Source organism: Bacteroidota bacterium (assembly GCA_016713765.1).
GTDB classification, from domain to species: Bacteria; Bacteroidota; Bacteroidia; order AKYH767-A; family 2013-40CM-41-45; genus Pollutiaquabacter; species Pollutiaquabacter aromativorans.
The window spans coordinates 473568-498948 of sequence record JADJON010000003.1 but is presented as its reverse complement, the minus strand read 5'-3'; the positions used below and the strand labels follow the sequence as shown (position 1 = coordinate 498948).

At 50.9% G+C, this 25381-nt stretch carries 22 protein-coding genes and 1 pseudogene; 12 read left to right on the top strand and 11 right to left on the bottom strand.

Annotation, left to right across the window (positions count from 1 at the left end):
* Positions 1-35 precede the first annotated feature (35 nt).
* Together IPJ96_12940 and IPJ96_12935 are read right to left on the bottom strand one after the other, a co-directional pair.
* A pseudogene (locus IPJ96_12940) lies at positions 36-875 on the bottom strand (IS3 family transposase).
* Complete coding sequence (locus tag IPJ96_12935; protein MBK7911234.1) at positions 875-1195, bottom strand: transposase; 321 nt, start codon at positions 1193-1195, stop codon at positions 875-877. Before IPJ96_12935 ends, IPJ96_12940 begins: the two are co-directional and overlap by 1 nt.
* An 85-nt stretch (positions 1196-1280) precedes the next feature.
* Between IPJ96_12935 and IPJ96_12930 the strand changes: the two genes are divergently transcribed.
* Both IPJ96_12930 and IPJ96_12925 read left to right on the top strand, forming a co-directional pair.
* Positions 1281-1466, top strand: coding sequence for a T9SS type A sorting domain-containing protein (locus IPJ96_12930; protein ID MBK7911233.1), 186 nt, complete (start codon positions 1281-1283; stop codon positions 1464-1466).
* A 13-nt stretch (positions 1467-1479) separates the two neighbouring features.
* Complete coding sequence (locus IPJ96_12925) at positions 1480-3099, top strand: T9SS type A sorting domain-containing protein (GenBank protein MBK7911232.1); 1620 nt, start codon at positions 1480-1482, stop codon at positions 3097-3099.
* A 203-nt stretch (positions 3100-3302) separates the two neighbouring features.
* On the opposite strand, the gene IPJ96_12920 is transcribed toward IPJ96_12925, so the two are convergent.
* Positions 3303-3455 (bottom strand): hypothetical protein, encoded by a 153-nt coding sequence (locus tag IPJ96_12920; protein MBK7911231.1) that lies wholly within the window; start codon positions 3453-3455, stop codon positions 3303-3305.
* Between the two features lie 306 nt (positions 3456-3761).
* On the opposite strand from IPJ96_12920, the gene IPJ96_12915 reads away from it, so the two are divergent.
* Genes IPJ96_12915 through IPJ96_12905 form a run of 3 tightly spaced genes read left to right on the top strand, consistent with a single transcriptional unit; the run spans position 3762 to position 10777 of the window.
* On the top strand, positions 3762-5441 hold the full coding sequence (locus tag IPJ96_12915) for a SprB repeat-containing protein (protein MBK7911230.1): 1680 nt from the start codon (positions 3762-3764) through the stop codon (positions 5439-5441).
* Between the two features lie 16 nt (positions 5442-5457).
* Positions 5458-9264 (top strand): hypothetical protein, encoded by a 3807-nt coding sequence (locus IPJ96_12910; GenBank protein MBK7911229.1) that lies wholly within the window; start codon positions 5458-5460, stop codon positions 9262-9264.
* 7 nt (positions 9265-9271) lie between these two features.
* Positions 9272-10777: a T9SS type A sorting domain-containing protein gene (locus IPJ96_12905; GenBank protein MBK7911228.1), complete on the top strand. Its 1506-nt coding sequence runs from the start codon at positions 9272-9274 to the stop codon at positions 10775-10777.
* A 143-nt stretch (positions 10778-10920) separates the two neighbouring features.
* Here the strand turns inward: IPJ96_12905 and IPJ96_12900 are convergent, their stop codons facing one another.
* Complete coding sequence (locus IPJ96_12900) at positions 10921-12153, bottom strand: ABC transporter permease (protein MBK7911227.1); 1233 nt, start codon at positions 12151-12153, stop codon at positions 10921-10923.
* Between the two features lie 168 nt (positions 12154-12321).
* Between IPJ96_12900 and IPJ96_12895 the strand changes: the two genes are divergently transcribed.
* The gene (locus IPJ96_12895) at positions 12322-12639 is read left to right on the top strand and encodes a hypothetical protein (GenBank protein MBK7911226.1); all 318 of its coding nucleotides are present in this window, start codon (positions 12322-12324) and stop codon (positions 12637-12639) included.
* Positions 12640-13185: 546 nt separating this feature from the next.
* Here IPJ96_12895 and IPJ96_12890 read toward each other — a convergent pair.
* The 7 genes from IPJ96_12890 to IPJ96_12860 all read right to left on the bottom strand — a co-directional run bounded on the left by IPJ96_12890 (position 13186) and on the right by IPJ96_12860 (position 18492).
* On the bottom strand, positions 13186-13881 hold the full coding sequence (locus tag IPJ96_12890) for a noncanonical pyrimidine nucleotidase, YjjG family (GenBank protein ID MBK7911225.1): 696 nt from the start codon (positions 13879-13881) through the stop codon (positions 13186-13188).
* Complete coding sequence (locus tag IPJ96_12885; GenBank protein ID MBK7911224.1) at positions 13878-14444, bottom strand: hypothetical protein; 567 nt, start codon at positions 14442-14444, stop codon at positions 13878-13880. Before IPJ96_12885 ends, IPJ96_12890 begins: the two co-directional genes overlap by 4 nt.
* Before the next feature lie 71 nt (positions 14445-14515).
* Positions 14516-15163, bottom strand: coding sequence for a uracil phosphoribosyltransferase (gene upp / locus IPJ96_12880; GenBank protein ID MBK7911223.1), 648 nt, complete (start codon positions 15161-15163; stop codon positions 14516-14518).
* A gap of 8 nt (positions 15164-15171) precedes the next feature.
* Positions 15172-16086: a GNAT family N-acetyltransferase gene (locus tag IPJ96_12875; protein MBK7911222.1), complete on the bottom strand. Its 915-nt coding sequence runs from the start codon at positions 16084-16086 to the stop codon at positions 15172-15174.
* 1 nt (position 16087) lies between these two features.
* Positions 16088-17392 carry a polysaccharide deacetylase family protein gene (locus IPJ96_12870; protein ID MBK7911221.1) on the bottom strand — a complete coding sequence of 435 codons (1305 nt, stop codon included), beginning with the start codon at positions 17390-17392 and terminating at the stop codon, positions 16088-16090.
* Between the two features lie 29 nt (positions 17393-17421).
* On the bottom strand, positions 17422-18117 hold the full coding sequence (gene radC / locus IPJ96_12865) for a DNA repair protein RadC (protein MBK7911220.1): 696 nt from the start codon (positions 18115-18117) through the stop codon (positions 17422-17424).
* A gap of 120 nt (positions 18118-18237) precedes the next feature.
* Entirely contained in the window at positions 18238-18492 is a 255-nt protein-coding gene (locus IPJ96_12860; protein MBK7911219.1) for a 30S ribosomal protein S20, read from the bottom strand.
* A 210-nt stretch (positions 18493-18702) separates the two neighbouring features.
* Between IPJ96_12860 and IPJ96_12855 the strand changes: the two genes are divergently transcribed.
* From IPJ96_12855 to IPJ96_12830, 6 genes are all read left to right on the top strand, one after another.
* Positions 18703-19905: a 3-hydroxybutyryl-CoA dehydrogenase gene (locus IPJ96_12855; GenBank protein ID MBK7911218.1), complete on the top strand. Its 1203-nt coding sequence runs from the start codon at positions 18703-18705 to the stop codon at positions 19903-19905.
* A 13-nt stretch (positions 19906-19918) separates the two neighbouring features.
* On the top strand, positions 19919-21457 hold the full coding sequence (locus tag IPJ96_12850; GenBank protein ID MBK7911217.1) for a DUF853 family protein: 1539 nt from the start codon (positions 19919-19921) through the stop codon (positions 21455-21457).
* A 9-nt stretch (positions 21458-21466) separates the two neighbouring features.
* The gene (locus IPJ96_12845) at positions 21467-21889 is read left to right on the top strand and encodes a hotdog fold thioesterase (protein ID MBK7911216.1); all 423 of its coding nucleotides are present in this window, start codon (positions 21467-21469) and stop codon (positions 21887-21889) included.
* Between the two features lie 17 nt (positions 21890-21906).
* Positions 21907-23112: a 3-oxoadipyl-CoA thiolase gene (pcaF, locus tag IPJ96_12840; protein MBK7911215.1), complete on the top strand. Its 1206-nt coding sequence runs from the start codon at positions 21907-21909 to the stop codon at positions 23110-23112.
* 122 nt (positions 23113-23234) lie between these two features.
* Positions 23235-24281 (top strand): IS481 family transposase, encoded by a 1047-nt coding sequence (locus tag IPJ96_12835; GenBank protein ID MBK7911214.1) that lies wholly within the window; start codon positions 23235-23237, stop codon positions 24279-24281.
* Between the two features lie 424 nt (positions 24282-24705).
* Complete coding sequence (locus tag IPJ96_12830; protein MBK7911213.1) at positions 24706-25302, top strand: transferase hexapeptide repeat family protein; 597 nt, start codon at positions 24706-24708, stop codon at positions 25300-25302.
* Positions 25303-25381 lie beyond the last annotated feature (79 nt).

The following is a 25381-nucleotide window of genomic DNA, read 5'->3' as shown; positions in this document are numbered from 1 at the left end:
TCTTTCAGTTGCTTAACGGTCGCTCCGGTCATACCCTGCGCCCATTTCCTGCTCGGAGTGATGTTTCCAATGCTGCCATGACGGCGCAGGTAGTTGTACCACCACATGTATTTTCCCAAGTGGATCTTGGCCTCGTAGTAACTTTCGAATTCATAGCGGTCGATCAGTTCCCGCTGCAAGATGCTGTGGAATGACTCGATGTAGGAGTTTTCCTCCGGGGTCGATACGTGCGTAAACTCCTGATTGGCCTCCAACTGACGGAGGTACTCACGGACCTTATGAGCGATGAACTGTGATCCGTTGTCGTTACGGATGGTTACACTCTTAAGGTTGTGCATCAGATGCAGTTTTCGCATCAGCCGGATTACGTCGTGTTGGCGCAGGTTGGGCTGGAAGGTCCAGATCAGGATGAAGCGGCTGTAAACATCAAGAATGGAGAGCAGATAATACCAACGTCCATCACCCTGCACCCAAACATACTTTATGTCCAGACAGATGTGCTCCATCGGTCGGCGTGTATGGATCCGCCGGAACTTTACGAACTGACGCTTGCCCCGGGTCTTGATCTTGCTTCCCAACAGCAGGGCGTGTTCCTTCATCAACCGGTAGACCTTTTTGTGGTTGATCCGGTAGCCCAACTCTTTGAGCCCGACGGCGGTTTGATGGTAGCCATAAGCAGTATAGGGCCCCTGCAGGATGCCCTTGATCTCCTCCACGACGGATTCGTTGCTCACCGGCTGTCCGTTCCGCAAGGTCGATAGGCTGGGCAACACGCCGCGTTTACCACAGGAAGGTCTGTAGTAGAAGCTGCTGCGGGCCAGATTCAGCCAACTAGCAAGCGAGCTCCCAGGAACAGTTGTGCAGTAGTGCTTCATCAGCTCGATCTTCGTTGAGACGGGAGTGGAGTTTTTTTTAAAAGCTCAGTCTTCACCTCCAGCTCCAACGCCTGGCGTGCAACCAAACGCTTGAGCCGTTCGTTCTCCTCCCGCAACTGAACCAGTTCAGGATCCAAAGGCTTACGCCCAGGTTTGCTACTCACCGTGGAGCCTGTGGCCAGATATTTCCGTTTCCACCTACTCAGCAGATTCGGCGATAAGTTGTACTTACGGCAGGTTTCCATGAACCCTGTCCGTTCTGCTTCCTGCAGAATACTCATCCGGTCTTCTGCCGAAAATGTTCGCTTGGTTTTTGTCATCGTTTCCCTAAATTTACTATACAAATTGTTCTCTACAATTTGTCCAGGTATTTAGGGGGCTAAGACAATCCGAGTTCCGGCATCCGTGCCTACCCTGGAAGGCGCGCGCTTATCTGTGTACGATTCAAAGGGAGCTCTCGTAGAGCAATTTATAATTGACTCGCATACCGAAGTGCCCATCGTACGGCTGCACAATGCCATGCCCGGTCAGTATATCTTGCGGCTCGAACAGGATGGGAGGGTGTTTTCAGGGAGATTGATAGTGAAATAAGCCTTGAATAACCATGAGAGCTATAATCATTGTATTTCTATGTTTCGGCATCTTAGCAGATGTCAAAGCGCAACAACTTCGTGACATAACATTGATCCAGGGTTATGGTGATGATGCTGTAAGTGTAGCCCATTCAGATCACGGCATTTTATTTGCGGGCCGATACGGGGGCACTGGTGTTGTTGTCGGTGGGGATACACTATATTCATCCAATGGCTTGGGAGACATGTTCATTGGCCTTATGAATGAGTCCTTGTCCGAAATTCTATGGATCCGGTCAATAGGAGGGTATAATGCACCTGGTGTTTTCGAGGATTGTAGCATTGTGGCTATTTCTAATGATGGTTTTTATATCTCTGGAACTTTTGGTGGTCCATTCTCTGTAGACGCTCATCAAGCGGTTGTAAGGGGTGGGCAAGATGCATTCTTGGCTAAATTTGATTATTCGGGTAATTGTCTCTGGTTAAAATCTGCGGGAGGATTAATGGACGATAAGTATGGACCTATAGTTTTGACTTACGACGACAAAATCCTATGGATGGTATATGGTGAGAATTCGGGAACCATTGATACAATCAATGTGTCGAAGGGGGGGTATTTGATCACTTTGGATCTAGATGGAAATGTTCTGGCAGTTAAAGATCACTTTACCTCTGCCGTGCGTTTCTATTCCATGGCTATACAGGGTTCTTCGATCTATTGTTCCGGCCAGACGCAAAATGATACTGCCGCTTTTGGACCTATTGAGTGGGTAGGCACCAATCCCCAGGATATTGTTCTGGCAAAATGCGATTTGAGTGGTAATCCGATCTGGGGTAAACGATTGGTATCCGGCCGTAGCGGAAGTGTAGGTGGTCAGCTGAAGATAGACCCAGCAGGATCAATCTTTGTTTCTGGAAGCTATTATGACAGTCTGTTGGCCGATGGAAATTCAATTCGAAACTATAATGGCGGCACTAACTACCAGGATGTATTTATTGCGTGTTTTGATTCTAATGGAGTCAACCAGTGGTTAAGGAACGGGGCATCTAATTACGCACGGGGTTTCGGACTGACAATGGAAACGGATTCAACCTTCTACATAATCGGAGGTTTCACCGATACCCTAACTTTCGGTACTCATCAACTTTTTTCCCCAGGTTATGATTGTTTATTTCTCTCTCGATTTACAAGATCTGGAGATTGCATCGGCGTTTTGCCTTTTTCAGGCGGTTTTGGCAATACCATTGCAATTGACATAAGTGGTTTTCCGATTGTTTCTGGAATTTTTTATGATTCTATCCAGGTTCAGGGAATAACCTCTTCGAGTTGGGGGCAAGGCGATGCCTTCATCGGTCGCATGGATAAAATCACCGGCATTGCCAATGAGGCAAGAATGGATGGTAATGGTCTGGTGATATATGCCAATCCCAATGATGGCAGTTTTCGAATCCGTGTTCCGGCATCCCTATCCACCCTCAAAGGAGCTCGTTTAACCGTGTACGATTCAAAGGGATCGCTGGTAGAGCAATTTATTTTTGACTCGCATGCAGAAGCACCCATCGTACGGCTGCACAATGCCATGCCCGGTCAGTATGTCTTGCGGCTCGAACAGGATGGAAGGGTGTTTTCAGGGAGATTGATAGTGAAGTAGTGTTACCGCAATGAAGACCTTCCCGGCTGACAGCTGCCTTTTCAAATTCGAAAATCCCCAAAGGTGTAACTAATAAGTCCTGGGAACTTAGCGTACATAACAATGCTTGTTTCCCGCGCACCGCAATGTCTCCCTGAAAATCGAGTCGTGCGGTTTTTTTGAAATTAAAATATTGAATGCTGCATGCCGATCATACAGCCGACTCACTCATACCGCAACGCCTCGATCGGATCCAGCCGGGCGGCTTTGGAGGCGGGGTAGTAGCCGGACACCACGCCTACGCCAAAGCAGAGGACGAGGCCGGAGAGGATCCATTTCCAGGGAATGATAAAGCCCGACTCCAGCAGGAGCGACATGCCGTTCCCGACCGGCAGGGACTGGCACAGCCCAAGGATGCAGTCCTACTGGTGGGTCTGTCATTTCGGTATAAGGCGTTCAAGAATGCAATCAGAATTTTTGCGAAAAAGTTGAAGTGCTCATGGAAATGGATGTTAACTTGAATAAAGCACATTGCCTTTAGTGTTAAATTTTCCGAAACACTTGCATTTTTAAAATTCATTGTTATCCTTTGATAATGCTAACGATTTTAAACCGATGCCATGAAAACAAATACTATTAATCTTCGTTTTTCGAATATTTTAAGGGGGGGGGGATTTTCGCTTGTGTTATTGCTGTTGTCCCTCGGAATCTCCGGACAGTCATTGGATGTGACATTTAATCCTTCCGTGTTCAATGGTGGATACCATGTGAGTTGCAACGGAGCCAGTGATGGTACCCTGGAGGCGATCATCGTTGGCGGACAGCCACCCTATTCTTTTCAATGGTCAACGGGTGCATACACGAAGACCATTACCAACCTTGCAACCGGAACGTATTCCATTTCGGTCATAGATGCTGCGCAGGACACCATCACCAAGAGCTATACGCTGATCGCCTCGGAGGCCCTGACCGGTTCGCTCGACGTTTCGACCTATGGAGGCGGGTTCAATGTTTCCGCACAAGGGGCTGCTGACGGCTGGATCACCGCTCTCATCGGTGGTGGCGCGACGCCCTATACCTATCAGTGGAGCAATGGAGCGGAGACGGAGACGAATCACGACCTGTCGAGCGGATCGTATTCGGTGATTGTCCGGGATGTCAACCAGTGCCAGTTGCAACTGTCGACCAGTCTGACGCAGCCCACGCCTTTGCATATTGTCAGCATCACCAGTCCGCTGCACAACGGGTACAACCTCAGTTGCAAGAGCAGCGATGACGGCGCCATTGACCTGACGGTTTCCGGCGGTGTTGCGCCTTATACCTATCAATGGAGTAATGGAAACTTCACGCAGGACCTGGCAGACCTGAAAGCCGGTGAGTACACGGTGCTGGTCAAGGACCTGAACGGTGTTGGCGTAACGGCCAGTATCACGCTCACGCAACCCGGTTCGATCGAAGTGGATTTGACAGCCCCGACCTACCCCAACGGCCACCACACGACCTGTTACAACTGCTCCAACGGCAGTGTGACCACCACCGTCACCGGCGGGGTGATGCCCTACACCTATTCCTGGAACACCGGTCAGAACACCCAGAACCTCTCCAACCTCATGGCCGGCACCTACTCGGTGCTGGTAACGGATGCCAACGGTTGCACCAAACCCGACGTCAAGATCGACCTGACGGAGCCGGATCGGGATGATTGGACGTTGATGGGTAATACAACAATAACTTCTGGTGTTGGAATTCTTGGCACCCTGGATACATCCAGTATTTCCATTCAAACCAATAACACGGAGCGTGTTTTAATTGACAAAGACGGAGTTGTATCACTAAGAGGGCGATTACAGCTTTTTGAATCAAGCACTGATTCAACCCGGGATGTTTTTGTTAATCAGGATGGAGAACTGGCTATTTATAATCCCGCCAACAATGGGGTTCCATGCCTTAGACCTACGAATAATTGGATTCAGAATGGATGTGATTCCGGTAGTATTGTGTTTTTGAAAGACTCCTCAATTTCAGTGGCCGTAGGCGCAAACTCAGTGCCGGCTGGTTTCAAATTGGCTGTAGGCGGGAAGATGATTGCTGAAGAAGTGCGTGTACAATTAAAGTCGCAATGGCCCGACTATGTCTTTGAAGATTCTTATACCCTCATGCCGATCAGTTTGTTGAAGGAGTATATTGATGAACATAAACATTTGCCGGACCTGCCAAGCGGGGGTGAGATTGAAAGAGAGGGAATTGATACCGGCAAATTGTTGAATATTGCTTTTAAGAAGATAGAGGAATTGTCCTTGTACATCATTGAGCAGAATGAAAGGATTTCAAAACTTGAAAATGAACTTTCCGATTTGAAATGACCTCAATTGATGCGCCATGAAAATTCGCTTGAATTTTATTTTCTTACTATGCTGTTACACAAGTTATATTCCATCAGCATATTCACAATGGTATACAGAACCCAGGATCGATACGATTTATCAGGATAGCACCAACTACCTGTTTAACAGTCCTGTTTCTTTGCCCTCTACTGGGAATTTTGTCTTTACAGATACTGCCCGTGCGCTGGTGATTCAATCTACGGAGTACATACAACTTCGGGAAGGATTCGTTGCATCCGCCGGTGAATTGTGCGGGAAGTACGTTTTTGGAATTGCCAATTGCCCTACATTGCAATCAACCGCTACTGTCACACAGGTTTCTTGTAACGGTGGAACAAACGGAGCTGTGCAACTCTTGTCTTCCGGCGGACGGGAGCCATATTACTTCAAATGGGATAACCTTGGTCAGGTTGGTAGTTTCATCAACGGCAGGAAAGCGGGTACGTATTCCTACACGATATTTGACACCTCGAACTGTATTACAACCGGCTCAGTTCAAATAGCTGAGCCTGCTGAACTGGTTATTGATGCCCATCGGGTTAGTCCCACCTGCAATTTGTCCAACGGATCCATCAGCCTGTCTTGTACCGGCGGTAGCGGACCGTATATTTATGATTGGATCGGCTATGACTCAGAGGATTCAATTTTGACCGGAATTCCGGGCGGACTATACGATCTTGTGGTGTTTGATGCTAAGGGTTGCATGGTAGATACGACACTTTCGTTAAGCGATAGTATGAGCGCGCAGTTTAGCACCCTGATCACTCCGCTCTTTCTGTGTGATGATCCGAGTACGGTGATACTGAACTTCCTGTCACCGGCTCAGGATGAAGCAGTTCCGGTAAACACGTGCGATGAAATGCCCTATCGCTACGCTGCCGGGACTCACGATTTTGTGTTCGAAGACACAAGTGGATGTGTCTCTGTTCAAACGATTAACATTCCAGATCGGGTACCGCTGACACTATCCTTCGCCCAAGAGCCATCCGCCTCATCGACTGATTCAAGTCTCCTGACCCTGAATTCCGACGGCGGGTATTCACCCTATTCATTTCAATTGGATGGCGTGTCTATCCCTTCGAATCAGGTGGTGGCTGTCAATGGAATAAGAACCGTTAGCGTTGTGGACAGTGCTGGGTGTCGACAGGAAAAGACCTTTTATCTTGGGTCATTGGATGTGATAAATTTGGGAATTCAGGTGAGCGGGCCGAGTTGTTATGGTGGTCAGGACGGAGAAATACTTATTTTGGATTCCTTGTTTGTGGGAAATCCGGCCTGGTACGATGGCGAATGGCAGTTTATTGGAAACGGCAATGCTCTTAGCAATTGTATGGTCGGCAACTACTACTTGCTTTGGGTTGATACAAGTTCCAGTACCCGTGTGAATTTGATAACGGTGACCCAGCCTGAAAAACTAAGCTTTTCGAGTATCTTGATCGCGGAGAATGACTCCGTTGCAACCTTGGAAATCAGCGTAAGCGGAGGGGTGCCGCCCTATTCAGTTTCAGTTGATAGCGTTATCGTCGGATTCATCGTCCGATCCCTGGCTATCGGCCTACACGACATAGCCATACTTGACGCCAATGGATGTTCAATCGTGGATTCCATAGAAGTGAAGGATTTGCGACTGGCCGCGCTAACCAATTGCAACAACAATACGCCCTATAGTTATCCCAATATCGTTCAAAGCTGCACTACCTGTAATCCGTGTACAACTTGCGGGCAATTGAACATTGTTACGGACTTTGGGGCTGTTCCCGATGACGGTATCAGCGATGAAGAATCATTCGAGTGGGCAAACGAGTTTATCAGCACCTACTACTGTGGCGTAAACCCCGTCAGATTAGAGATTCCCCCGGGAGAATATATTGTGGGGCGACAGGATCAACTGCCCTATACTTACAAGAAGGGTCATACGGTGATGTGTTTTGTCGGATGTCAGAATCTTGCAATCGTTGGAATTTCGGATCCCATAACCGGTAATAACCCGACTATCAAATTTGATGATTGTCTCTATTATGGTGCCTTTGATCCGGCGACTGGGAAACGGCACCTGCACAATACTACGCCTGGCACCAGAATCGGCAATGTGAATGATCTCTATTTAGCTGCCTATCCAGGTGCCATGTTCAGTCTTCAAAATTGTGCGGGTATTGATTTCAGAAATCTGAACCTAAACGGAAATTTGGACGAACAGGAAATAGGTGGCTATTTTTCAACCGATCTGGCAGGAATAAATTTACCATATTTCGGAATACAATTGAATCATAGCCAAAATGTAAGTATAAGAAATTGTAATATCGAAAAATTCGGTCAGGACGGAATCATTATTCAAGACATGCGGAACTTCCCCGATCCGATTGATCACATGGATTTCAATATTGAAAATGTGGTTTGCCAGCATAATGCACGGTGTGGCATCCATTGGAATGGCGGGAAGGGCCTGAAGCTTGAGAATGTCAAGATGAATCAAAACGGATTCAGTAGTTGGGGAGGAACGAAAGAGAGGGATGGACTAGAAATAGAAATAGACAATATGAATTACGAGGACCTTGCTAATGGATTATTCATCAATTGCGAGTTCAAGTACAATAACGGTTGTGCGATCCAGAATAATGGGCAATCTTCGCAATGGTACTGGAAGTATTACAATTACACCTTTAAGAACTGCATTATGGTTTCTTCGGGTCAAAATTCCTATTCTTCATTCTGGAATTCGGCAAGAACCACGTTTGAATGTTGCAAGTTCATCGGACAGGTTCAGTCTGCATATGATGCACTAAATAATGAAATAGATAGAACTATTTTTAGCAATTGCAGCTTTGAAGAAGAATATACCGATCCTGAAATTAACACCGCCTATTCCTTTAGTTACAATTATTCAAGTTGCTCAGCTCCGCCTTTGGGTCCTTTGCCTTATTTGGTGCATATCGATTTGAATAAGAGTAGAGTCGAGTTTAATAAATGTAAATTTATCAGCAACAGATTTACAAACTGGATGAAGATTTCTGGTGGTATAAATTCGCTCCCTCAAAATAACTTACATGCTTTGATTAAAAATTGCACATTTAAAAAAATTCGGGGGGATAGAACAGATATACCTGGTACATCTTGGGGCATGACTAGATTGTTAATAGAGGCGGATAATACGAATTTTATCGGCAGGAACGTGACAATTGTTCCGCACAATCCTCAGAATTTTTGTCAGGATAACGACGCATACCCGACTAGCTGTTGGTGGGGGAATATGTGCAGTGTTAATAATGTTGTTGGTCGATTGAGATTAGCACGTGGAAACGCCGGAGGGATTTGCGACCCTGGTCCAATTGGATCAACAGCTACTTATTGTGTGGATTGGTTTCCGGATGGCTATTCTGATGCCAGTTATATACCCGGAACGCCCCCTTGTATTGTTGAACCTTATGAAAGGCTCTTTATCCCCAAACTTGAAATTAGTTGTGGCCCTTCGCCTTGTTCTCCGTTAGTGCATGGCCAGTATGTACTTGCCGACATTATTTGTTCAGTTACATTTCCAGTAGCAAGGAGGTATATGCCGGATGATATCAACAATTCAAAAGCGGATCAAATACGTGCGTACCCGAGTCCATCAACTGGTAGTGTAACACTTGAGAATCTTGTAATCAATCAGGTGCTGCATATTTACACAGCATTCGGCGATCTCATTTTCAAGTTAATACCTCGTGAAAGACAAGCGCGTATAGATGTTTCGGAACTTCCTTCCGGCATTTATTATCTGCAACAAGGAGGTGAGCGAAGGGGTAAATTAATCGTCCTTAGATAAACATTACATGAAATATATATATATATTATTCTGTTTAATAGCTTGTATAAATACTATTTCTGCTCAAGTTGTGATAAACCAATCAAAATGTTTTGGTGGAAGTGGACTTGATTATGCTGAGCATTATTGCTTAACTTCAAGTGGCGGGTATCTGGTGTGTGGTTGCACCACATCAATGGATGGCGATGTGTCGGCAAGTATTTCAGGAGGAGTAGATATTTGGATTCTCAAGTTAAATAGTGCATTGAATATTCAAAGTAGTTATTTATATGGCGGCTCAGTGGAGGATTGTGCCCTCGGAATTATTGAGTTTAGCCCGAATATATTTATCGTTGCAGGGATCACCAATAGTCCGGATTGGCCTGCCAATGGTTCGTCTGGCTATGGTGACGACGATTTGTTCGTGATGGCGATTGACTCTGTGGGAAATGAATTGTGGAGTAGACGATTGGGCGGGAGTAATTATGACCGTTATCCGGAGATGATAAAAACAAGAGATGGTAAGATATTGATCTCTGGTATGACGAATTCCGCTAATAATGAAGCGGCAAGTTCACACGGCCGTCAGGACGGTTTATTGGTAAAGGTGGATACCAATGGAACTGTAATCTGGTCTAAGTGTATTGGCACAATTGGTAATGAGTATTTTAATAATATTTATGAGGCCAATAATGGAGACCTGTTATTAGCTGGTCTGATTGGTTCTGAATTGTGGGCTGTGCGATGTGATTCGATAGGTAATGTGCTTTGGCAGGGGAGTTATGGCGGCAGCAATATGGAGGAAGCATATTCAATTACGGAGCTTGGTTCAGGCCGTATTGTATTGTCTGGAAGAATAAGTTCTATAGACGGTTATGGGACTGGTAATCATGGCTCCTATGATATCCTGTTAGTCTGTCTTGATTCGATGGGGGGGGTACAATGGTCAAGATGCTATGGTGGTTCAAATGGCGATACATATTCTTTTTCAATATTTCACTTGCAAGACGATGAAGTACTAATTGGGGCCAACACTTTGTCCTTTGATGGGGATGTATCGGGTAACCATGGATATATCGATGCCTGGTTTTTACACGTGGATTCAGTTGGTAACATTCTGAATTCCTATTGTCTTGGAGGCGCCAGCGAGGACCTCGTTTTTGCGATGGGACTGGATCAGCACGGGGATAATCTAATGGTGGGGACGACCTTTTCAAATAATGGCATGGTCTCAGGAAATCACGGTCAAAGCGATTATTGGGTGGTCTCTTACACTACGTTGCAAAGTAAGATTGACGAATTGGGAGGTCGGTCGTTTACCCTCTATCCAAATCCCGGTAATGACCATGTTGTTATTAACTTTTCGGATAAAACACCCCAGGATTTGTACGTCAAAGACTTGACGGGGAGAGTGATCAAGCATTTTTCAATTATTGTAAATCCCATGAATTGCCGGTTGGAAGATATGGGTCCGGGAATTTATTTTATCGGTTCTCCGGAGGTCGGATATCAGCGTTATGTGAAAGTGGAGTGATGGAGTAATTTAGCGTCCGCAGGAGCCGAAAACACTCCACGAACCGGGAAATTCCCGCGCACCGCAATGTCTCCCTGAAAATCGAGTCGTGCGGTTTTTTGAAATTGAAATATTGAATGCTGCATGCCGATCATACAGCCGACTCACTCATACCGCAACGCCTCAATCGGATCCAACCGGGCGGCTTTGGAGGCGGGGTAGTAGCCGGACACCACGCCAACGCCAAAGCAGAGGACGAGGCCGGAGAGGATCCATTTCCAGGGAATGATAAAGCCCGACTCCAGCAGGAGCGACATGCCGTTCCCGACCAGCAGGCCCAGCACGATCCCGAGGATGCCGCCCATCTGGCAGATGATCACCGCTTCGGTCAGGAACTGACGGCGGATCAGCTTCGGCGTCGCGCCCAGGGCTTTCCGGATCCCGATTTCCCGCGTGCGCTCCGTCACCGAAACGAGCATGATGTTCATCAGCCCGATGGCCGCGCCGAGCAAGGTGATGAAACCGATGATCGTGGCGGCAACAGTGACCGAGCTGATCTGCGAGAGCAGGAGGTTGGCGATGCTGTCGCTCTTCGTGATCTCGAAGTTGTCCTCCTCTTTGATGCCAACGCCGCGGATGGTCCGGAAGAGTCCCGTCGATTCGCTCACCGCCATCTCGAGGTGGGCGATGTCGTTCACGCTGACGTTGATCGAGAACGACATGTTCGGCCGGGCGAAGTTGGCTTTCACATTCGAGACGGGCAGGATGCAGACCTTGTCGCCGCCAAATCCCATCGCGGTTCCCTTTTCTTTCAGCACCCCGATGATGCGGTACTTGTAGTTGCCTACCGAGATCACCTTGTCGAGCGGGTCGGAATTCGGAAAGATCTTTTCCACCAGGTCATTCCCGATGATCGCGACGTTCGCGCCGTATTGCACTTCCTGCGGAGAGAAATTCCGCCCGGATGCGATGGTGTAGCCGCTGGTCTGCAGATAGTTTTCGTTCCCGCCCATCACCAGGATGTTGGGGTTCGTTTTCTTGTCACCGAATTTCACGGTCGAAGCACCCGATGCCATCGCCGATATGGAAACGGTCGCCGGAAAATCCGCCTCGTGCACGAAACGCGTGGCTTCACGATACGTGATGGCCCGAAAACGCTTCGGTCGTTTGCCCGCGTTGCCGATGCGGATGTGCATCCCGCGGTTCTGGATGGTGAACGAATTGGCGCCCATGTTCGAAAAGTTCGAGTTTATCGATCCTTTGATCGCCTCGATCGCGGTCAGGATCCCGACCAGCGCCATGATGCCGATCGCGATGATCAGGGCCGTCAATACTGTCCGTAACAGCTGACTGCGGACGCTCTGAAGGGCGACTTTAACATTTTCGGAGACTTCCATCCGGGGGTGAAAGTACGAAAAGGGGGTACGGCGGGCCCCAGGGGCGTTAATCAGTGTTAAAAAACGGCCTTTTCGGGGCGTTTTCTGGCCTTTGGGGATATTTTCTCAAAGATTGCACACCATTTGGCCGGTCTAACCGTTATATTTGTCTAACAACAAGCACAAACAATGAAAAAGATCCTCTCCCTGATGTCCCTGGTCTGCTTCTTCGCATTCGTGACCAAGGCTGAAGAACCGAAAGCTGCAGCCGAGAAAGCTGCCAAGACGGAAACTGTGACCAAGGCATCGGAAAGTGGCGCGAAGCACTCCTGCTGCTCGAAGAGCGCATCCATGTCCTCTTGCAGCAAGAAAGCCGCAGCCTCCTGCACACCGGAAGAAAAGGCGGCCTGCGACAAAGCCAAAGCCGAGAAGGCGCATTCCTGCTCCGACAAGCACACCGAAGCGGCTGTCGAGAAAGACGCCCCGGCTACGCAACCGAACAAGTAAATCAATCGCTTTTGCCAAAAGTGAAACCGCCTCTGCAAAGGGGCGGTTTTTTATTTGCCCTGTACGGGACAGAGGGATAAGTCACTGTAGCGAATAGCCAACAGCGAATAGTAAACAGTAAACAGTGAACAGTGAACAGTACTTTTTAGTTCCATGTTCCCTGTCTCTCGCACCCCGCATCTTTTTACCTCGGTCACGGTCTCGCTCCTCGTCACTCCTAAAGTAGTGTGAGTTTGAGAAACAGGGTGAGTGAGCAGTGATTGTTCTTCGTCCCTCGTCCCTTGTCCCTCGTCCCCCGTCCCTCCTTCAGTAGTGTGAGTTTGAGAAACAGGGTGAGTGAGCAGTGATTGTTCTTCGTCCCTCGCCCCACGTCCCTCGCCCCTCCTTAAATAGTGTGAGTTTGAGAAACAGGGTGAGTGAGCAGTAATTGTTCTTCGTCCCTCGCCCCACGTCCCTCGTCCCCCCTCAAGTAGTGTGAGTTTGAGAAACAAGGTGAGTGAGCAGTGATTGTTTCTCGTCCCTCGCCCCACGTCCCTCGCATCTCCTTCACAGCATCAACCTCAACTCATCCAACGACCCGATCTCGTACGTCGGCTTCGCCGTGTGCGGCTTTTGTCCGGGGTTGAAATAGACCGCGTCCCACCCGGCATCCTGCGCGCCGATGACGTCCACTTCGAGCCCGTCGCCGATCATCAGGCATTCTTCCGGTTTACAACCGGCCTGTTGCTCGGCGTAGCGGAAAATTCCCGCGTCCGGCTTCCGAAAGCCTGTATGCTCACTGATGATGATCGCTTCGAAGTACGGCTTTAGCTCGGCCGCTTCGATCTTGATGTGCTGCGCTTCTTCGAATCCGTTGGTGATGATGTGCAGCGTATACTTCTCTTTCAGATAGCGCAGCGTCTCGTGCGCGTGCGGAAACAAGCGGTTCTTCCGCGGCCCGATGGTCACGTAGTCGTGTGCCAGCATCGGTGGCGCCAGACCGGGCTCCAGTCCCATGTCCCAGAAGGTGAAAGCGAAGCGCTGATCGCGCAGGGTGGCTTTGTCGATCAGCCCTTTCCGGTATTCATCCCAGAGGATCTCGTTCCGGTGATGGTAGGCGGTGACAAAAGCCTCAAACGAAGAGACGCCCAGCTCGGTCAGCCGGTACTTGTCGAACAACTCGGTCAGCGTTTCCAGGGAATTGCGCTCGAAGTCCCACAGGGTATTGTCCAGATCGAAAAAGATATGCCGGTACTTGCTCATCGGATGATCTCGTGTAACGTTCGTTTGTGGGTGAGTTCGAAAAAGGTGGTCAGGATCAGCGACCAGCTCAGGATGCTGACGAACATATAGAGCAGGATCTTCCGTTTGTTTTTCTCAAAACGCACCATGAAGAAAATACCCAGGGGAATGGAGAACAGGATCGGTGTGAGTGCCGCGAGGCCGGTTAATCCGTAGCGTCGCCAGATCCGCACGATCCTGCGCGTGCGGGGCGTAAAGACCCTGCGCTTCCTGGCTTCAGGAACAACGACGGACCCATGCTCGACATAGGAATAATGGATGTGGATCGGTTCGTCGGTATCGGCGATTGGATCGGTGAAGACCTGGTCTTTGACCGGCTCGGGCTTTTTTCGGAAATAGTCGCGTAGCTTGTTCCAACCCATGATCAGCCAGTCGCTGAAGTTCATGAAGAACACCACACCGATCATGCCGCCGAGTATCGCGTACAGGTTGGTCTCCAGCCAGGTGAAATCATACTCCTCGGTGAGATATACAAGGGGAGGTCCGATCGCGAACTTGACGCTGCTGATCAGGATCAGGGACAATATTTTCAGGAGTTCCTCCACCGGTGGGGCAGCAGTCAGTGCTTACTATAGATATCAACCCCCGGCCGGGATCAAAGTTTCGTGCCGTAAGCAAGATCGCCCGCATCGCCGAGACCGGGAACGATGTAGGACTGCGCGGTCAACTCGTCATCGATCGCGGCGCACCAGATCGTGACGTTTTCAGGCAAATGACTCTTGACGAATTCCACGCCGTACGTACTGGCAACAGCGGCGACTATATGCGTATGCGACGGGTTGCCACGCTCCCGGATCGCCTTGGCAGTCATGACGATCGACGAACCGGTAGCCAGCATCGGGTCGGCCAGGATCAGCACACGGTTTTCAAGCGAAGGGCAGGAGACGTATTCCAACTTGATGTCAAAAGTGCCATCCTTGTGGTGCTTGCGATAAGCGCTGATGAACGCGTTGTCGGCGCGATCGAAGTAGTTCAGTACACCTTGATGCAGCGGAAGGCCGGCGCGCAGGATTGTACCGACAACCGGTTGTTCCCGTAACACCTGCATGTTGGCGATACCCAGCGGTGTCGTCACGTCACGACTGACATACGGCAGCGTCTTGCTGATCTCATAAGCAAAGATCTCCCCGATACGTTCCAGATTACGGCGAAAGCGCATCCGGTCTCCCTGGATCGCGGTATCGCGCAATTCCGATACGAATTCATTGATGAGGGAGTTCGATTGGCTGAGGTTGTGGACCATACGTCGGGTCAGGATTTGAATAGCCGGAAGGGGAACGGAAGCCGATTCCTTCGGATTTGTAAATATACGACTTCCTCCGAACCGAAGCTTCGGTAGAATCGTGCAAGATTGGGATCGACCGAGCCTTCGAAATCCAGGCGCATGTTCGTTCCGGCATGCGCGTGAATGACACGATCGATCAGCGCGCTCATCGCACCCGATTTCCGCGCTTCCGCACTGGTGCCGGAAAAGAGAAAGATCAGCCGGTCTTTGCTTTGTAAGAAGAAGGCGCCGGCATGCAACTGTCCACTTGGATCCCGGACAAGGCGGATGATTCCCCTGCCTTTTTCCAGTGCACTGCCGGCTAAGCTGCGCAGTCGCTCGTACTGCTGTTCGTCAAAACGCTCCAGTGTGCTTCCCCGGTTGTCCCGGAACAATCGGATGACCGGCTCGATCGAATCCGCCGTTTCAACGACCAGCCCCGACTGCTGCGCCTTACGCAAGTTGCGGCTGGTATTGTCCGAATAGCCTTTCGCCAGTGCCGCGTAGTCGCGCTGCAACCTCAACTCCAGGTTGGGTCGCTCCGTTACCGTAAACGCCGGATGCGTGCAACGATTCCCGCTGTTCAACTGCAACTCCACCAAACGGTAGTGTTTCGGTATGGCCTCGAGAAAGGGTGCCGCGTCAATCAGCGGCGATTCTTGTTTGCTGAAGAGTCCCAATTGCTGACAGAACGGTGGCTGGAAGAGATAGTGCAGTCCGTATTTCTTTCGCCAGGTCAGCGGGAAGACGGCTTTGTAGTCATCTTCGACCAAGGCGTGCCAGCCCGGACAAACCGCGTCCAGGAACCAGCTTTCTGCATAGATGGTTCCTTCCGGAGAATGGGTAATGACCTCATCCCAACGATGCCGGTCGATTTCCTCGTGACGCAGGAAGCGGATCATATCAGGCGCTCGCCGATTTTACCAGTTCTTCGTAAACAGTTCGCCAACCGACCCAGGGCTCGCGTTCGCTGAGTGATTCGTTGTGCCAGAGGGAAACGAAGTTGCCATCGACCGCCTTCACGGCTTTGATCAAGGGCCCGACCGTCCCCATTGCTTCCTCCGGACGAACGCGTTGGTAGAAGCGCAGGGTCGCATCCATCACCGCGAAGGGATGGATGCGCAGATGCGTCGGGTGTTCCTGTTCCAGGTCGTAAAAGTAGAAAGGCGTGCACGTCCCGGCACGGAAACCGGTTTCATTGGCATACCCCATACTGTAATCGTCGGTGATATCGCAGTCGATCAGATTGCGGTAGGTATCCGGAAAGCGTATCCGGAGAAAATGTTGCCGGCTGTCGGTTACGTCGCGTCGAATCATCTTCCGCAGCCGTCCTTTCTCCAGCCGAACACGTTCCGCATCCCCACCCGAACGATACGAGGGGTGGATACCGCAACGGTTGTAGTCGGCTAACGACTTGATCAAAGACTGGAAAGCACGACGATACGGCGATACGTTTCGATCGTATTCGCCATAATCACCCAACAGGACGAAATAGATCGACGGGTAGCGGTAGCGCTGCTGGAGGATGTTGAGCAACTCGTACGTATCGTACGGATCTTTCCGGCTGCCCAACAAGACCGCGCAACGATCAACCATGGAAGAGAAGTCGAATCGGAACAAGGCTTTGCCGAGCGCTCCGACCGTTCGCACGAATCCTTTCTCCCGATACGCCCAGGCGTTATCGATGTCCACCGTAGAAATGTACTGATAGCTTCTGCGTTGAAACGTCAAACCCGGGAAGTGATGCAACAACAGGTCGCGGATACGGTAGGCCCATTGATCGACTACCGGCAGGTGCAGGAAACCTTTCTGATAGGCCAGACTTTCTCGCGCGTCGAACCGGTCGTGCTGGTCGCGCTTGTGTGGCAGGTATTCTTCGTACCGGCTGACCAGATAAAAAGTCGCCGCGAACGGATCGAATGGCAACAGGAATTTCGGGTGGGTCGCGAAGAATACTTTACCGCTCTCCCAGTCGAAGACCGAGATCTCCTGCTGATGGACACCCTTTTCGAACAGCAACGATGTCGCGAAGAAGAAGGGTTCGTCGCCCACCGGCCGGTCCGTATAACTCATGCGCGGCCCCGTATGAAAGGAGAATTGATCCGCGTCCTGTGTGAAGGAATACTCCATTCCGAGAATGTCCCGGAAAATGAAATCGAAGGTGTACCGGAGTCGGGGAGTGATCGAGCGGACGAATACCAGCAACATGAAACGGGTGGGCCGGGGAGTCTTCCTGCTCAGATCCGGCCCTCATCCGCAAAGCTATAAAAACCATGCTGTGTAATGATGATATGATCCAGGACCGGTATCTCCAAAACCTTCCCGGCTTCCACCAGGTTTTTCGTCAGCCGGATGTCCTGCTCGCTCGGACTCAGGTTCCCGCTCGGATGGTTGTGGCAGACCACGATGGCCGCAGCCCGACGATCGATGGCGGAGCGGAAGATCAGCCGCGGATCGGCTACGGTACCCGTCAGCCCGCCCTTGCTGATTTGCTCCTTACCGATGATGGTATTGGCTCTGTTCAGCAGCAGCACCCAGAATTCTTCGTGCATCAGGTCGCAGAGAAGCGGCCGGAATTGGGCCGCGACATCGGCAGCGCCGCGGATCTTATCCTGCGGCGGACGGGTTTCGTCGCGCGTGCGTCGGAGTCCAAGTTCCAACGCAGCCTGGATGATGATCGCCCGGGCGTTCCCGATACCCCGGAATGAACGCAGCTCGTTCAGCGGCATCAGACCCAGCGCGTGGAGGTTGTTGTCGACTTTCGTGAGGATGCGGCGCGCGATCTCGAGCGCCGATTCGTGTCGGGTACCCGAGCCGATCAGAATGGCCAACAGTTCCGCATCGCTGAGCGACTGCCGGCCTTTTTGCATCAGCTTTTCCCGCGGACGGTCGGCTTCCGCCCATTCTTTGATCGACCCGGTTACATGCTCCATGGTCGGGCAAGTTGGCGAGTCGTCTGCAATGCTGCATCCAATAGATGCGGAATAATTCAGCAGGGCCAAAAAAAAAGGCTGTCGGGAAAGACAGCCTTTTCAGGAATATCGTTGAACTGATCAGCTCAGGTGGTTCATGTGGATGGCCAACTCGCTCTTCAGGTTGGACGCCTTGTTCTTGTGAATGACGTTTTTCTTGGCAAGACGGTCCAGCATGGAGGCAAGTCCCGGAAGTGCGGCTGCTGCTTCTTTCTTGTTCTTCAACAAACGGAAATTCTTCAAAGCGTTACGCATCGTTTTAGCCTGGTAACGGTTGCGGTTGCGCTTCGCTTCGCTGTTGCGGATGCGCTTCAATGCTGATTTATGATTCGCCATGGGTAATGAATGCTGTTGGTAAATTCCGCCAATATCGCGGAAAAGGAGTGCAAATATACGATTCCGGAACTATTGAACCAAATACCAGCCGATGCTTTTCTTCAAATTGGCGACATTCATTTAAATACTTAATATTCAATAAGATATGACTAATCGGGCGATACCGTGTAAAAATGGCACCCTCGATTTATTGCTACTTTTGTACTTCGAATGAGCACTGAAATAACGAAAGAAGCCACCATTGGCGTGCTGGGAGCCGGTACCATGGGCAATGGCATCGCACAGGTTGCCGCCGGCGCCGGCCACAGGGTGATTCTACTCGACGCAAATGCCGCTGTGCTGGATAAGGCTCGGGCGATCCATCACCAGGTACTGGATAAATTGGTAGCCAAGGGAAAACTGACGCCCGAAGCGGCGAAAGCCAATCTTTCCCGCATCCACTATGCCGCCAACCTGGACGCATTCGCGCCCTGCAAGCTGGTAATCGAAGCCATTGTCGAGGATTTGGATGTCAAACGGAAAGTATTCGCGGAGATCGAACGCTGGGTAGCGGCGGATGCGGTGATCGCCACCAACACTTCTTCGCTTTCCGTCACCAGCATTGCTGCCGCCTGCAAGCAAGCGGAACGTGTGCTCGGTGTCCACTTTTTCAATCCCGCACCGCTCATGCCGTTGGTCGAGATTATTCCGGCACTGCAGACCGAATCAACAGTGGTGCAGGCGACACGCCAACTGATCGATGGCTGGGGAAAGGCAACCGTACTGGTCCGCGATACGCCCGGCTTCATCGTCAACCGCGTCGCCCGGCCATTCTACGGTGAATCGATCCGCATCCTGGAAGAACGCTGGCACGGTGTGCCGGAAGGACCTGCCGGTATGGCTACGATCGATTGGGCCATGAAGGAGTTCGGGGGATTCCGCATGGGACCCTTCGAGCTGATGGACATGATCGGCAACGACATCAACTACACGGTAACGGAGACGGTTTGGAAACAAACGTATCATGATCCGCGCTATCGGCCTTCGCTCACGCAAAAGCGGGTAGTGGAAGCCGGTCGGTTCGGAAAGAAGACCGGACGTGGTTATTACGACTATACGAACGAAGCGGTCATGCCCGAACCGGTGAAAGACGAAGCACTCGGTAAGAAGATCGTGGACCGCGTGGTCGCGATGCTGATCAACGAGGCAGTGGATGCTTTACACATGGGCATCGCAAACCGCGACGATCTCGAAACGGCCATGACGAAGGGTGTGAATTATCCCAAAGGCCTGTTGCGCTGGTGCGACGAACTCGGGGCTGATAAAGTACTGAATGTGCTGCGCGGACTACGGGAAACTTACGAGGAGGATCGTTACCGCCCGAGTGTTTTGTTAAAGCAAATGGCCACATCCGGTCAGAAATTCCACGCATAATTACTCCGGCGCTATGGCAACAACGGAAGAGTTCAAACAGGATATTGCTGCCGGCTATGGATTTCAGCAAAAGAGCATCCTGCTGGGTGCCGCGATGCTGGATGGCAAGGCAGTTCCGGGTACGCAGGTACGTATTCCCCTGGCTACGGTCAACCGTCATGGTTTGATCGCCGGGGCAACCGGTACGGGAAAGACCAAGACGATCCAGCAATTCGCGGAAAGTCTGTCGGAGCAGGGCGTCAATGTCCTGCTCATGGACATCAAAGGCGACCTCAGCGGCATTGCGCAACCGGGCACTTCCAATGCGAAGATCGAAGAACGTCATCAACTGATCGGTCAGGCCTGGCAACCCTTTGCTGCACCGGTAGAACTGTTTTCCATTTCGGAAGAAAAGGGTGTCCGGCTGCGGGCGACCGTCTCGGAATTCGGCCCCGTCCTGTTCTCCAAGATCCTCGAGTTGAACGAGAATCAACAGGGCGTCGTGACCATCGTATTTTCCTATTGTGATGACAACCGTTTGCCCTTGCTCGATATCAAGGACTTTCGCGAAGCCTTGCGCTTCCTGACAGAGGAGGGTAAGGAGAAAGTCAAACAATACGGACAAATCAGTACCACGAGCGCGGGTGTGATCTTCCGAAAACTACTCGAGGTCGAACAGCAGGGCGCCGACCGCTTTTTTGGAGAACGATCGTTCGATGTGGAGGATTTCCTGTCGGATGATCCTGCGAAGGGACGGATCAATGTACTTCGCTTGTGCGATATCCAGGACAAGCCCAAGCTCTTCTCGACTTTCATGCTCTGCCTGCTGGCGGAGATCTATCAGAAGTTTCCGGAGATGGGCGATAAGGCCGCTCCGAAGCTGGCCATCTTCATCGACGAAGCGCACCTCGTTTTCCGCGACGCGACCAAGACGCTGATGGACCAGTTGGAAACGGTCGTCAAGCTGATCCGCTCCAAAGGTGTCGGCTTGTACTTCTGCACGCAGGTGCCTTCCGATATTCCCGATATCATCCTGAGTCAGCTCGGTGCGAAGTTCCAGCATGCGCTTCGTGCTTTCACGGCAAAAGACCGGAAAGACATCAAACTCGTTGCGCAGAACTATCCCGAAACGAACTACTATCAGACCGAAGAACTGCTCACCGGCCTCGGAATCGGGGAAGCGCTCGTCACGGTGCTGAATGAGAAGGGTATTCCTACGCCACTCGTTCATACCCTGCTCTGCGCACCGCGTTCCCGCATGGACGTGCTCACGCCTTCCGAACAGGACGAGATCGTGCGTCGATCACCGCTTGCGGGTGCTTACAATGAATCAGTCGATCGCGAGAGCGCCTATGAAATCCTGAAGGGAAAGTTCGACCGTCAGGCTGATCAGGAAAGTGCTGCCGAAGATCAACCGGCACAGCAGAAAAAAGTAGAAAAAGAATCGGCCGGCGGCGGGATCCTCGACAGCATCGTCTCGGCGACGAAGAATCCGCTTGTCAAAACAGTTGCACGGGAACTGACCCGAGGTTTGCTCGGCGCCTTCCTTGGAAAACCCAGCCGACGCAGATAATTTAGCCCAATGTCCGATAAACCTCTTGCCGAACGGGTCGTTGACCGCATGTATGACCACGATGCGTTCAGCCAATGGCTCGGCATCGAACGTCTGGAAGTCGCCACCGGCCGATGCGTGCTGCGCATGACCATCCGCCAGGAGATGACCAACGGATTCGCGATCGCCCACGGCGGGATCACCTATTCACTGGCCGACAGCGCCCTGGCCTTTGCGTCGAATGGTCATGGACGCAGGGCGGTCTCGGTTGAGACTTCGATCTCGCATACGGTTGCCCTCCGTACAGGCGATGTTATTACCGCGACCGCGGAAGAGGTGTCTTTGAGCGACAAGATCGGCGTGTATTATATCACCATCACCCGGCAGGACGGAAAGACCGTTGCCCTCTTCAAGGGAACCGTTTACCGCACGAGCCACGACTGGGATGTCTGATCCCGAACAACCTGATTATGCAGCAAGCTTATATCGTTGACAGTATCCGGACGCCGATCGGCAGTTTTGCGGGAACGCTGTCATCCGTACGTGCCGACGACCTGGCGGTGATTGTCTTACAGGAACTCCTCAAACGAAACCCCTCGGCCGATCCCGCGATGATCGGTGATGTGATCATGGGCTGTGCCAACCAGGCCGGCGAAGACAACCGGAACGTAGCCCGTATGGCCTTGCTCATGGCAGGTTATCCGGTCACCGTGCCTGGTGAAACCGTGAACCGGCTTTGCGCTTCGGGACTCTCGGCCGCTATGAGTGCTTCCCGCGTCATCATGACCGGCGATGCCGACCTCATGGTCGCTGGTGGCGTGGAGCATATGACCCGCGGACCCTGGATCATGTCCAAAACCTCCACGCCCTATGGTCGGGACGCGCAATTGTTCGATTCTTCCTTTGGCTGGAGGTTTGTCAACCCGGTCATGAAGGAACGCTTCGGCACGGACGCGATGGGTGAAACAGCCGAGAACCTGGTCGATCGTGATACGATTTCCAGAGAAGATCAGGACCGCTTCGCGCTGCATTCCCAAATGAAGGCGAAGGCAGCATACGAACGTGGCCGGTTACAGGAAGAGATCGTTCTGGTTTCAATACCGCAAAAGAAAGGCGACCCCTTGCTCTTCGGGCGCGATGAATTCATGAAACCGGATTCGTCCCTCGAAACGCTCGCCCGATTGAAACCCGCCTTTCGCAAGAATGGATCGGTAACGGCAGGAAACGCTTCCGGTTTGAACGATGGCGCCGCGGCCATGTTGATCGCGTCCGAAGCCGGATTAAAGCGACATAAGCTGAAACCTCTGGCACGTGTCGTAACGGGTGCAGCAGTCGGCGTCGAACCGCGCATCATGGGCATCGGACCGGTAGAGGCAGCCAACCGTTGCCTGAAAAAAGCCGGCTTGAGCTGGAACGACATCGGTATCCTCGAGTTGAACGAGGCCTTTGCCGCGCAATCATTGGCCTGTATCCGTTCCTGGGGACTAGCCGACGACGATCCCCGCATCAATCCCAACGGAGGAGCCATCGCCTTGGGACATCCCCTCGGCATGAGCGGAGCACGCATACTCGGCTCAGCCGCCCGTGAACTCCATCATCGCAACCAACGCTATGCCCTCGTCACCATGTGCATAGGCGTCGGTCAGGGTTATGCGGTAATTATCGAGAAAGCATAGTAGCGGGTAATTGGTAATTAGTGATTAGTGATTGATAATTTGTACTAGTTAGTATTTAATCTGACAGATAAGGGTTATCTTTAGGATACGAAACATAACAATAACCCCTAAACTGTCAGACAATGAATACAGAAGCTAAGTTAATCAAAACCAAGTTAGGCTTGTTGAAGTTAGCCGAACAATTGGGTAATGTATCCCAGGCGTGCAAAGTGATGGGCTATTCACGGGATAGTTTCTATCGGATCAAAGAGTTGTACGATACCGGTGGGGAGACGGCTCTGCAGGAGATCAGTCGGAAGAAGCCGATACTGGCCAATCGGATGGATATAGCCTGGGAGAACGCCATCGTACAGATGGCCACCGACTATCCGGCCTACGGTCAGCTTCGTGCATCGAACGAGTTGCGTAAGAAGGGGATTTCTGTTTCACCGGCCGGGGTACGGTATATCTGGATGCGGCATGATCTGGAGACCTTTGCCAAGCGTCTGAGCGCTTTGGAGGCGAAAGTGGCTCAAGACGGACTGATTCTCACCGAAGCGCAACTGGTTGCCATGGAAAAGAAACGGGAACAGCAGGAAGCCATTGGCGAGATTGAAACCGAACACCCCGGTTACCTTGGAGCCCAGGACACGTATTATGTGGGCAATATCAAGGGTGTAGGCCGGATTTACCAGCAAACCTTCATCGACACCTACAGCAAAGTAGCCTTTGCCAAATTGTATGACCGTAAGAACGCCTTGACGGCAGCCGATATGCTCAACGACAAGGTGCTACCATTCTTTGAGGAGCATGGCTTGCCGCTGCTTCGGGTACTCACAGACCGGGGTACAGAGTACAACGGCAAGCGGGAGAGTCATGAGTACAGTCTTTATCTGACACTGGAGGATATCGATCATAGCCGTACCAAGGCCCGGCATCCTCAAACCAACGGCATCTGCGAACGCTTCCATCGGACAATCCAGAACGAGTTTTATGCGGTTGCCTTCCGAAAAAAGGTCTTTGGATCGCTGGAGGAATTACAGAAGGATCTGGATCAGTGGATAGAAGAGTACAACTGTGAAAGGACACACACCGGAAAATACTGCTTTGGTAAAACACCAATGGAGACATTCCTGGACAGCATACCCTTGGCGCAAAGTAAAATGCTCGATAAATTAGCAACCGGTTAAAAGTTATTCCGGGCGACGGATCCTTAAAAATCCGTCAGACCGGAAATAACTTTTAACCAACCCTGTCTGTCAGGTGAAGTTCTAACTATTACAGATAATTAGAAATTAGTAATTGGTAACTAGTAATTGGTAACTAGTAATTGGTAACTAGTAATTGGTAACTAGTAATTGGTAACTAGTAATTGGTAACTAGTAATTGGTAACTAGTAATTGGTAACTAGTAATTGGTAACTAGTAATTGGTAACTAGTAATTGGTAACTAGTAATTGGTAACTAGTAATTGGTAACTAGAAATTAGAAACTAAGTACTATTCGCTATTCGCTATTCGCTATTCACTATTCACTATTCACTATTCACTGTTCACTGTTCACTGTTCACTGTTCACTGTTCACTGTTCACTATTCACTATTCACTCCCCACCAAATGTTCTACCAATTCAATGGCTTCCGTCCTGTCGTGCATCCGAGCAGTTTCGTGCACCCATCGGCGGTGATCATCGGGAATGTGATCATCGGTAAAGATGTGTACATCGGTCCGGGCGCAGCCATTCGGGGCGATTGGGGTGGGATCGTTATCGAGGACGGTTGTAACGTGCAGGAGAATTGCATCGTGCACATGTTTCCCGGCATTACGGTTTATCTGCGAGAAGGAGCGCACATCGGATACGGAGCCATCATACACGGCGCTTCGATCGGGAGGAATAGCCTGGTGGGTATGAACGCGGTGGTCATGGATAACGTGAAAGTGGGGGAGGGCTGTATCGTCGGTGCACTCGCCTTTGTTCCCGAAGGAATGGAGATCCCCGATCGGAAGATCGCCGTAGGCAATCCCGCGAAGATCATTAAGGAGGTCAGCGATGAAATGCTCGCCTGGAAAACCGAAGGAACCCGCCTCTACCAGCGCCTACCGTCGGAATTGCACCAAACCCTGCAAGCCTGCGAACCACTCACCGAAGTAGAACCCAATCGGCCAAGACAGGAAATGGTTTATGCGAATTGGAAGAAGGAAGCTGGGAAATAGAAACTGGTAACTAGTAACTGGTAACTAGTAACTGGTAACTAGTAACTAGATTTTGTATGATGGTGATTATTGCTTAACT

Coding starts and splice junctions, on each gene's coding strand:
- IPJ96_12935 (MBK7911234.1), bottom strand. CDS start 1,195: ATGACAAAAACCAAGCGAACATTTTCGGCAGAAGACCGGATGAGTATT.
- IPJ96_12925 (MBK7911232.1), top strand. CDS start 1,480: ATGAGAGCTATAATCATTGTATTTCTATGTTTCGGCATCTTAGCAGAT.
- IPJ96_12920 (MBK7911231.1), bottom strand. CDS start 3,455: ATGTCGCTCCTGCTGGAGTCGGGCTTTATCATTCCCTGGAAATGGATC.
- IPJ96_12910 (MBK7911229.1), top strand. CDS start 5,458: ATGAAAATTCGCTTGAATTTTATTTTCTTACTATGCTGTTACACAAGT.
- IPJ96_12905 (MBK7911228.1), top strand. CDS start 9,272: ATGAAATATATATATATATTATTCTGTTTAATAGCTTGTATAAATACT.
- IPJ96_12900 (MBK7911227.1), bottom strand. CDS start 12,153: ATGGAAGTCTCCGAAAATGTTAAAGTCGCCCTTCAGAGCGTCCGCAGT.
- IPJ96_12895 (MBK7911226.1), top strand. CDS start 12,322: ATGAAAAAGATCCTCTCCCTGATGTCCCTGGTCTGCTTCTTCGCATTC.
- IPJ96_12890 (MBK7911225.1), bottom strand. CDS start 13,881: ATGAGCAAGTACCGGCATATCTTTTTCGATCTGGACAATACCCTGTGG.
- upp (MBK7911223.1), bottom strand. CDS start 15,163: ATGGTCCACAACCTCAGCCAATCGAACTCCCTCATCAATGAATTCGTA.
- IPJ96_12875 (MBK7911222.1), bottom strand. CDS start 16,086: ATGATCCGCTTCCTGCGTCACGAGGAAATCGACCGGCATCGTTGGGAT.
- IPJ96_12870 (MBK7911221.1), bottom strand. CDS start 17,392: ATGTTGCTGGTATTCGTCCGCTCGATCACTCCCCGACTCCGGTACACC.
- radC (MBK7911220.1), bottom strand. CDS start 18,117: ATGGAGCATGTAACCGGGTCGATCAAAGAATGGGCGGAAGCCGACCGT.
- IPJ96_12860 (MBK7911219.1), bottom strand. CDS start 18,492: ATGGCGAATCATAAATCAGCATTGAAGCGCATCCGCAACAGCGAAGCG.
- IPJ96_12855 (MBK7911218.1), top strand. CDS start 18,703: ATGAGCACTGAAATAACGAAAGAAGCCACCATTGGCGTGCTGGGAGCC.
- IPJ96_12850 (MBK7911217.1), top strand. CDS start 19,919: ATGGCAACAACGGAAGAGTTCAAACAGGATATTGCTGCCGGCTATGGA.
- IPJ96_12845 (MBK7911216.1), top strand. CDS start 21,467: ATGTCCGATAAACCTCTTGCCGAACGGGTCGTTGACCGCATGTATGAC.
- pcaF (MBK7911215.1), top strand. CDS start 21,907: ATGCAGCAAGCTTATATCGTTGACAGTATCCGGACGCCGATCGGCAGT.
- IPJ96_12835 (MBK7911214.1), top strand. CDS start 23,235: ATGAATACAGAAGCTAAGTTAATCAAAACCAAGTTAGGCTTGTTGAAG.
- IPJ96_12830 (MBK7911213.1), top strand. CDS start 24,706: ATGTTCTACCAATTCAATGGCTTCCGTCCTGTCGTGCATCCGAGCAGT.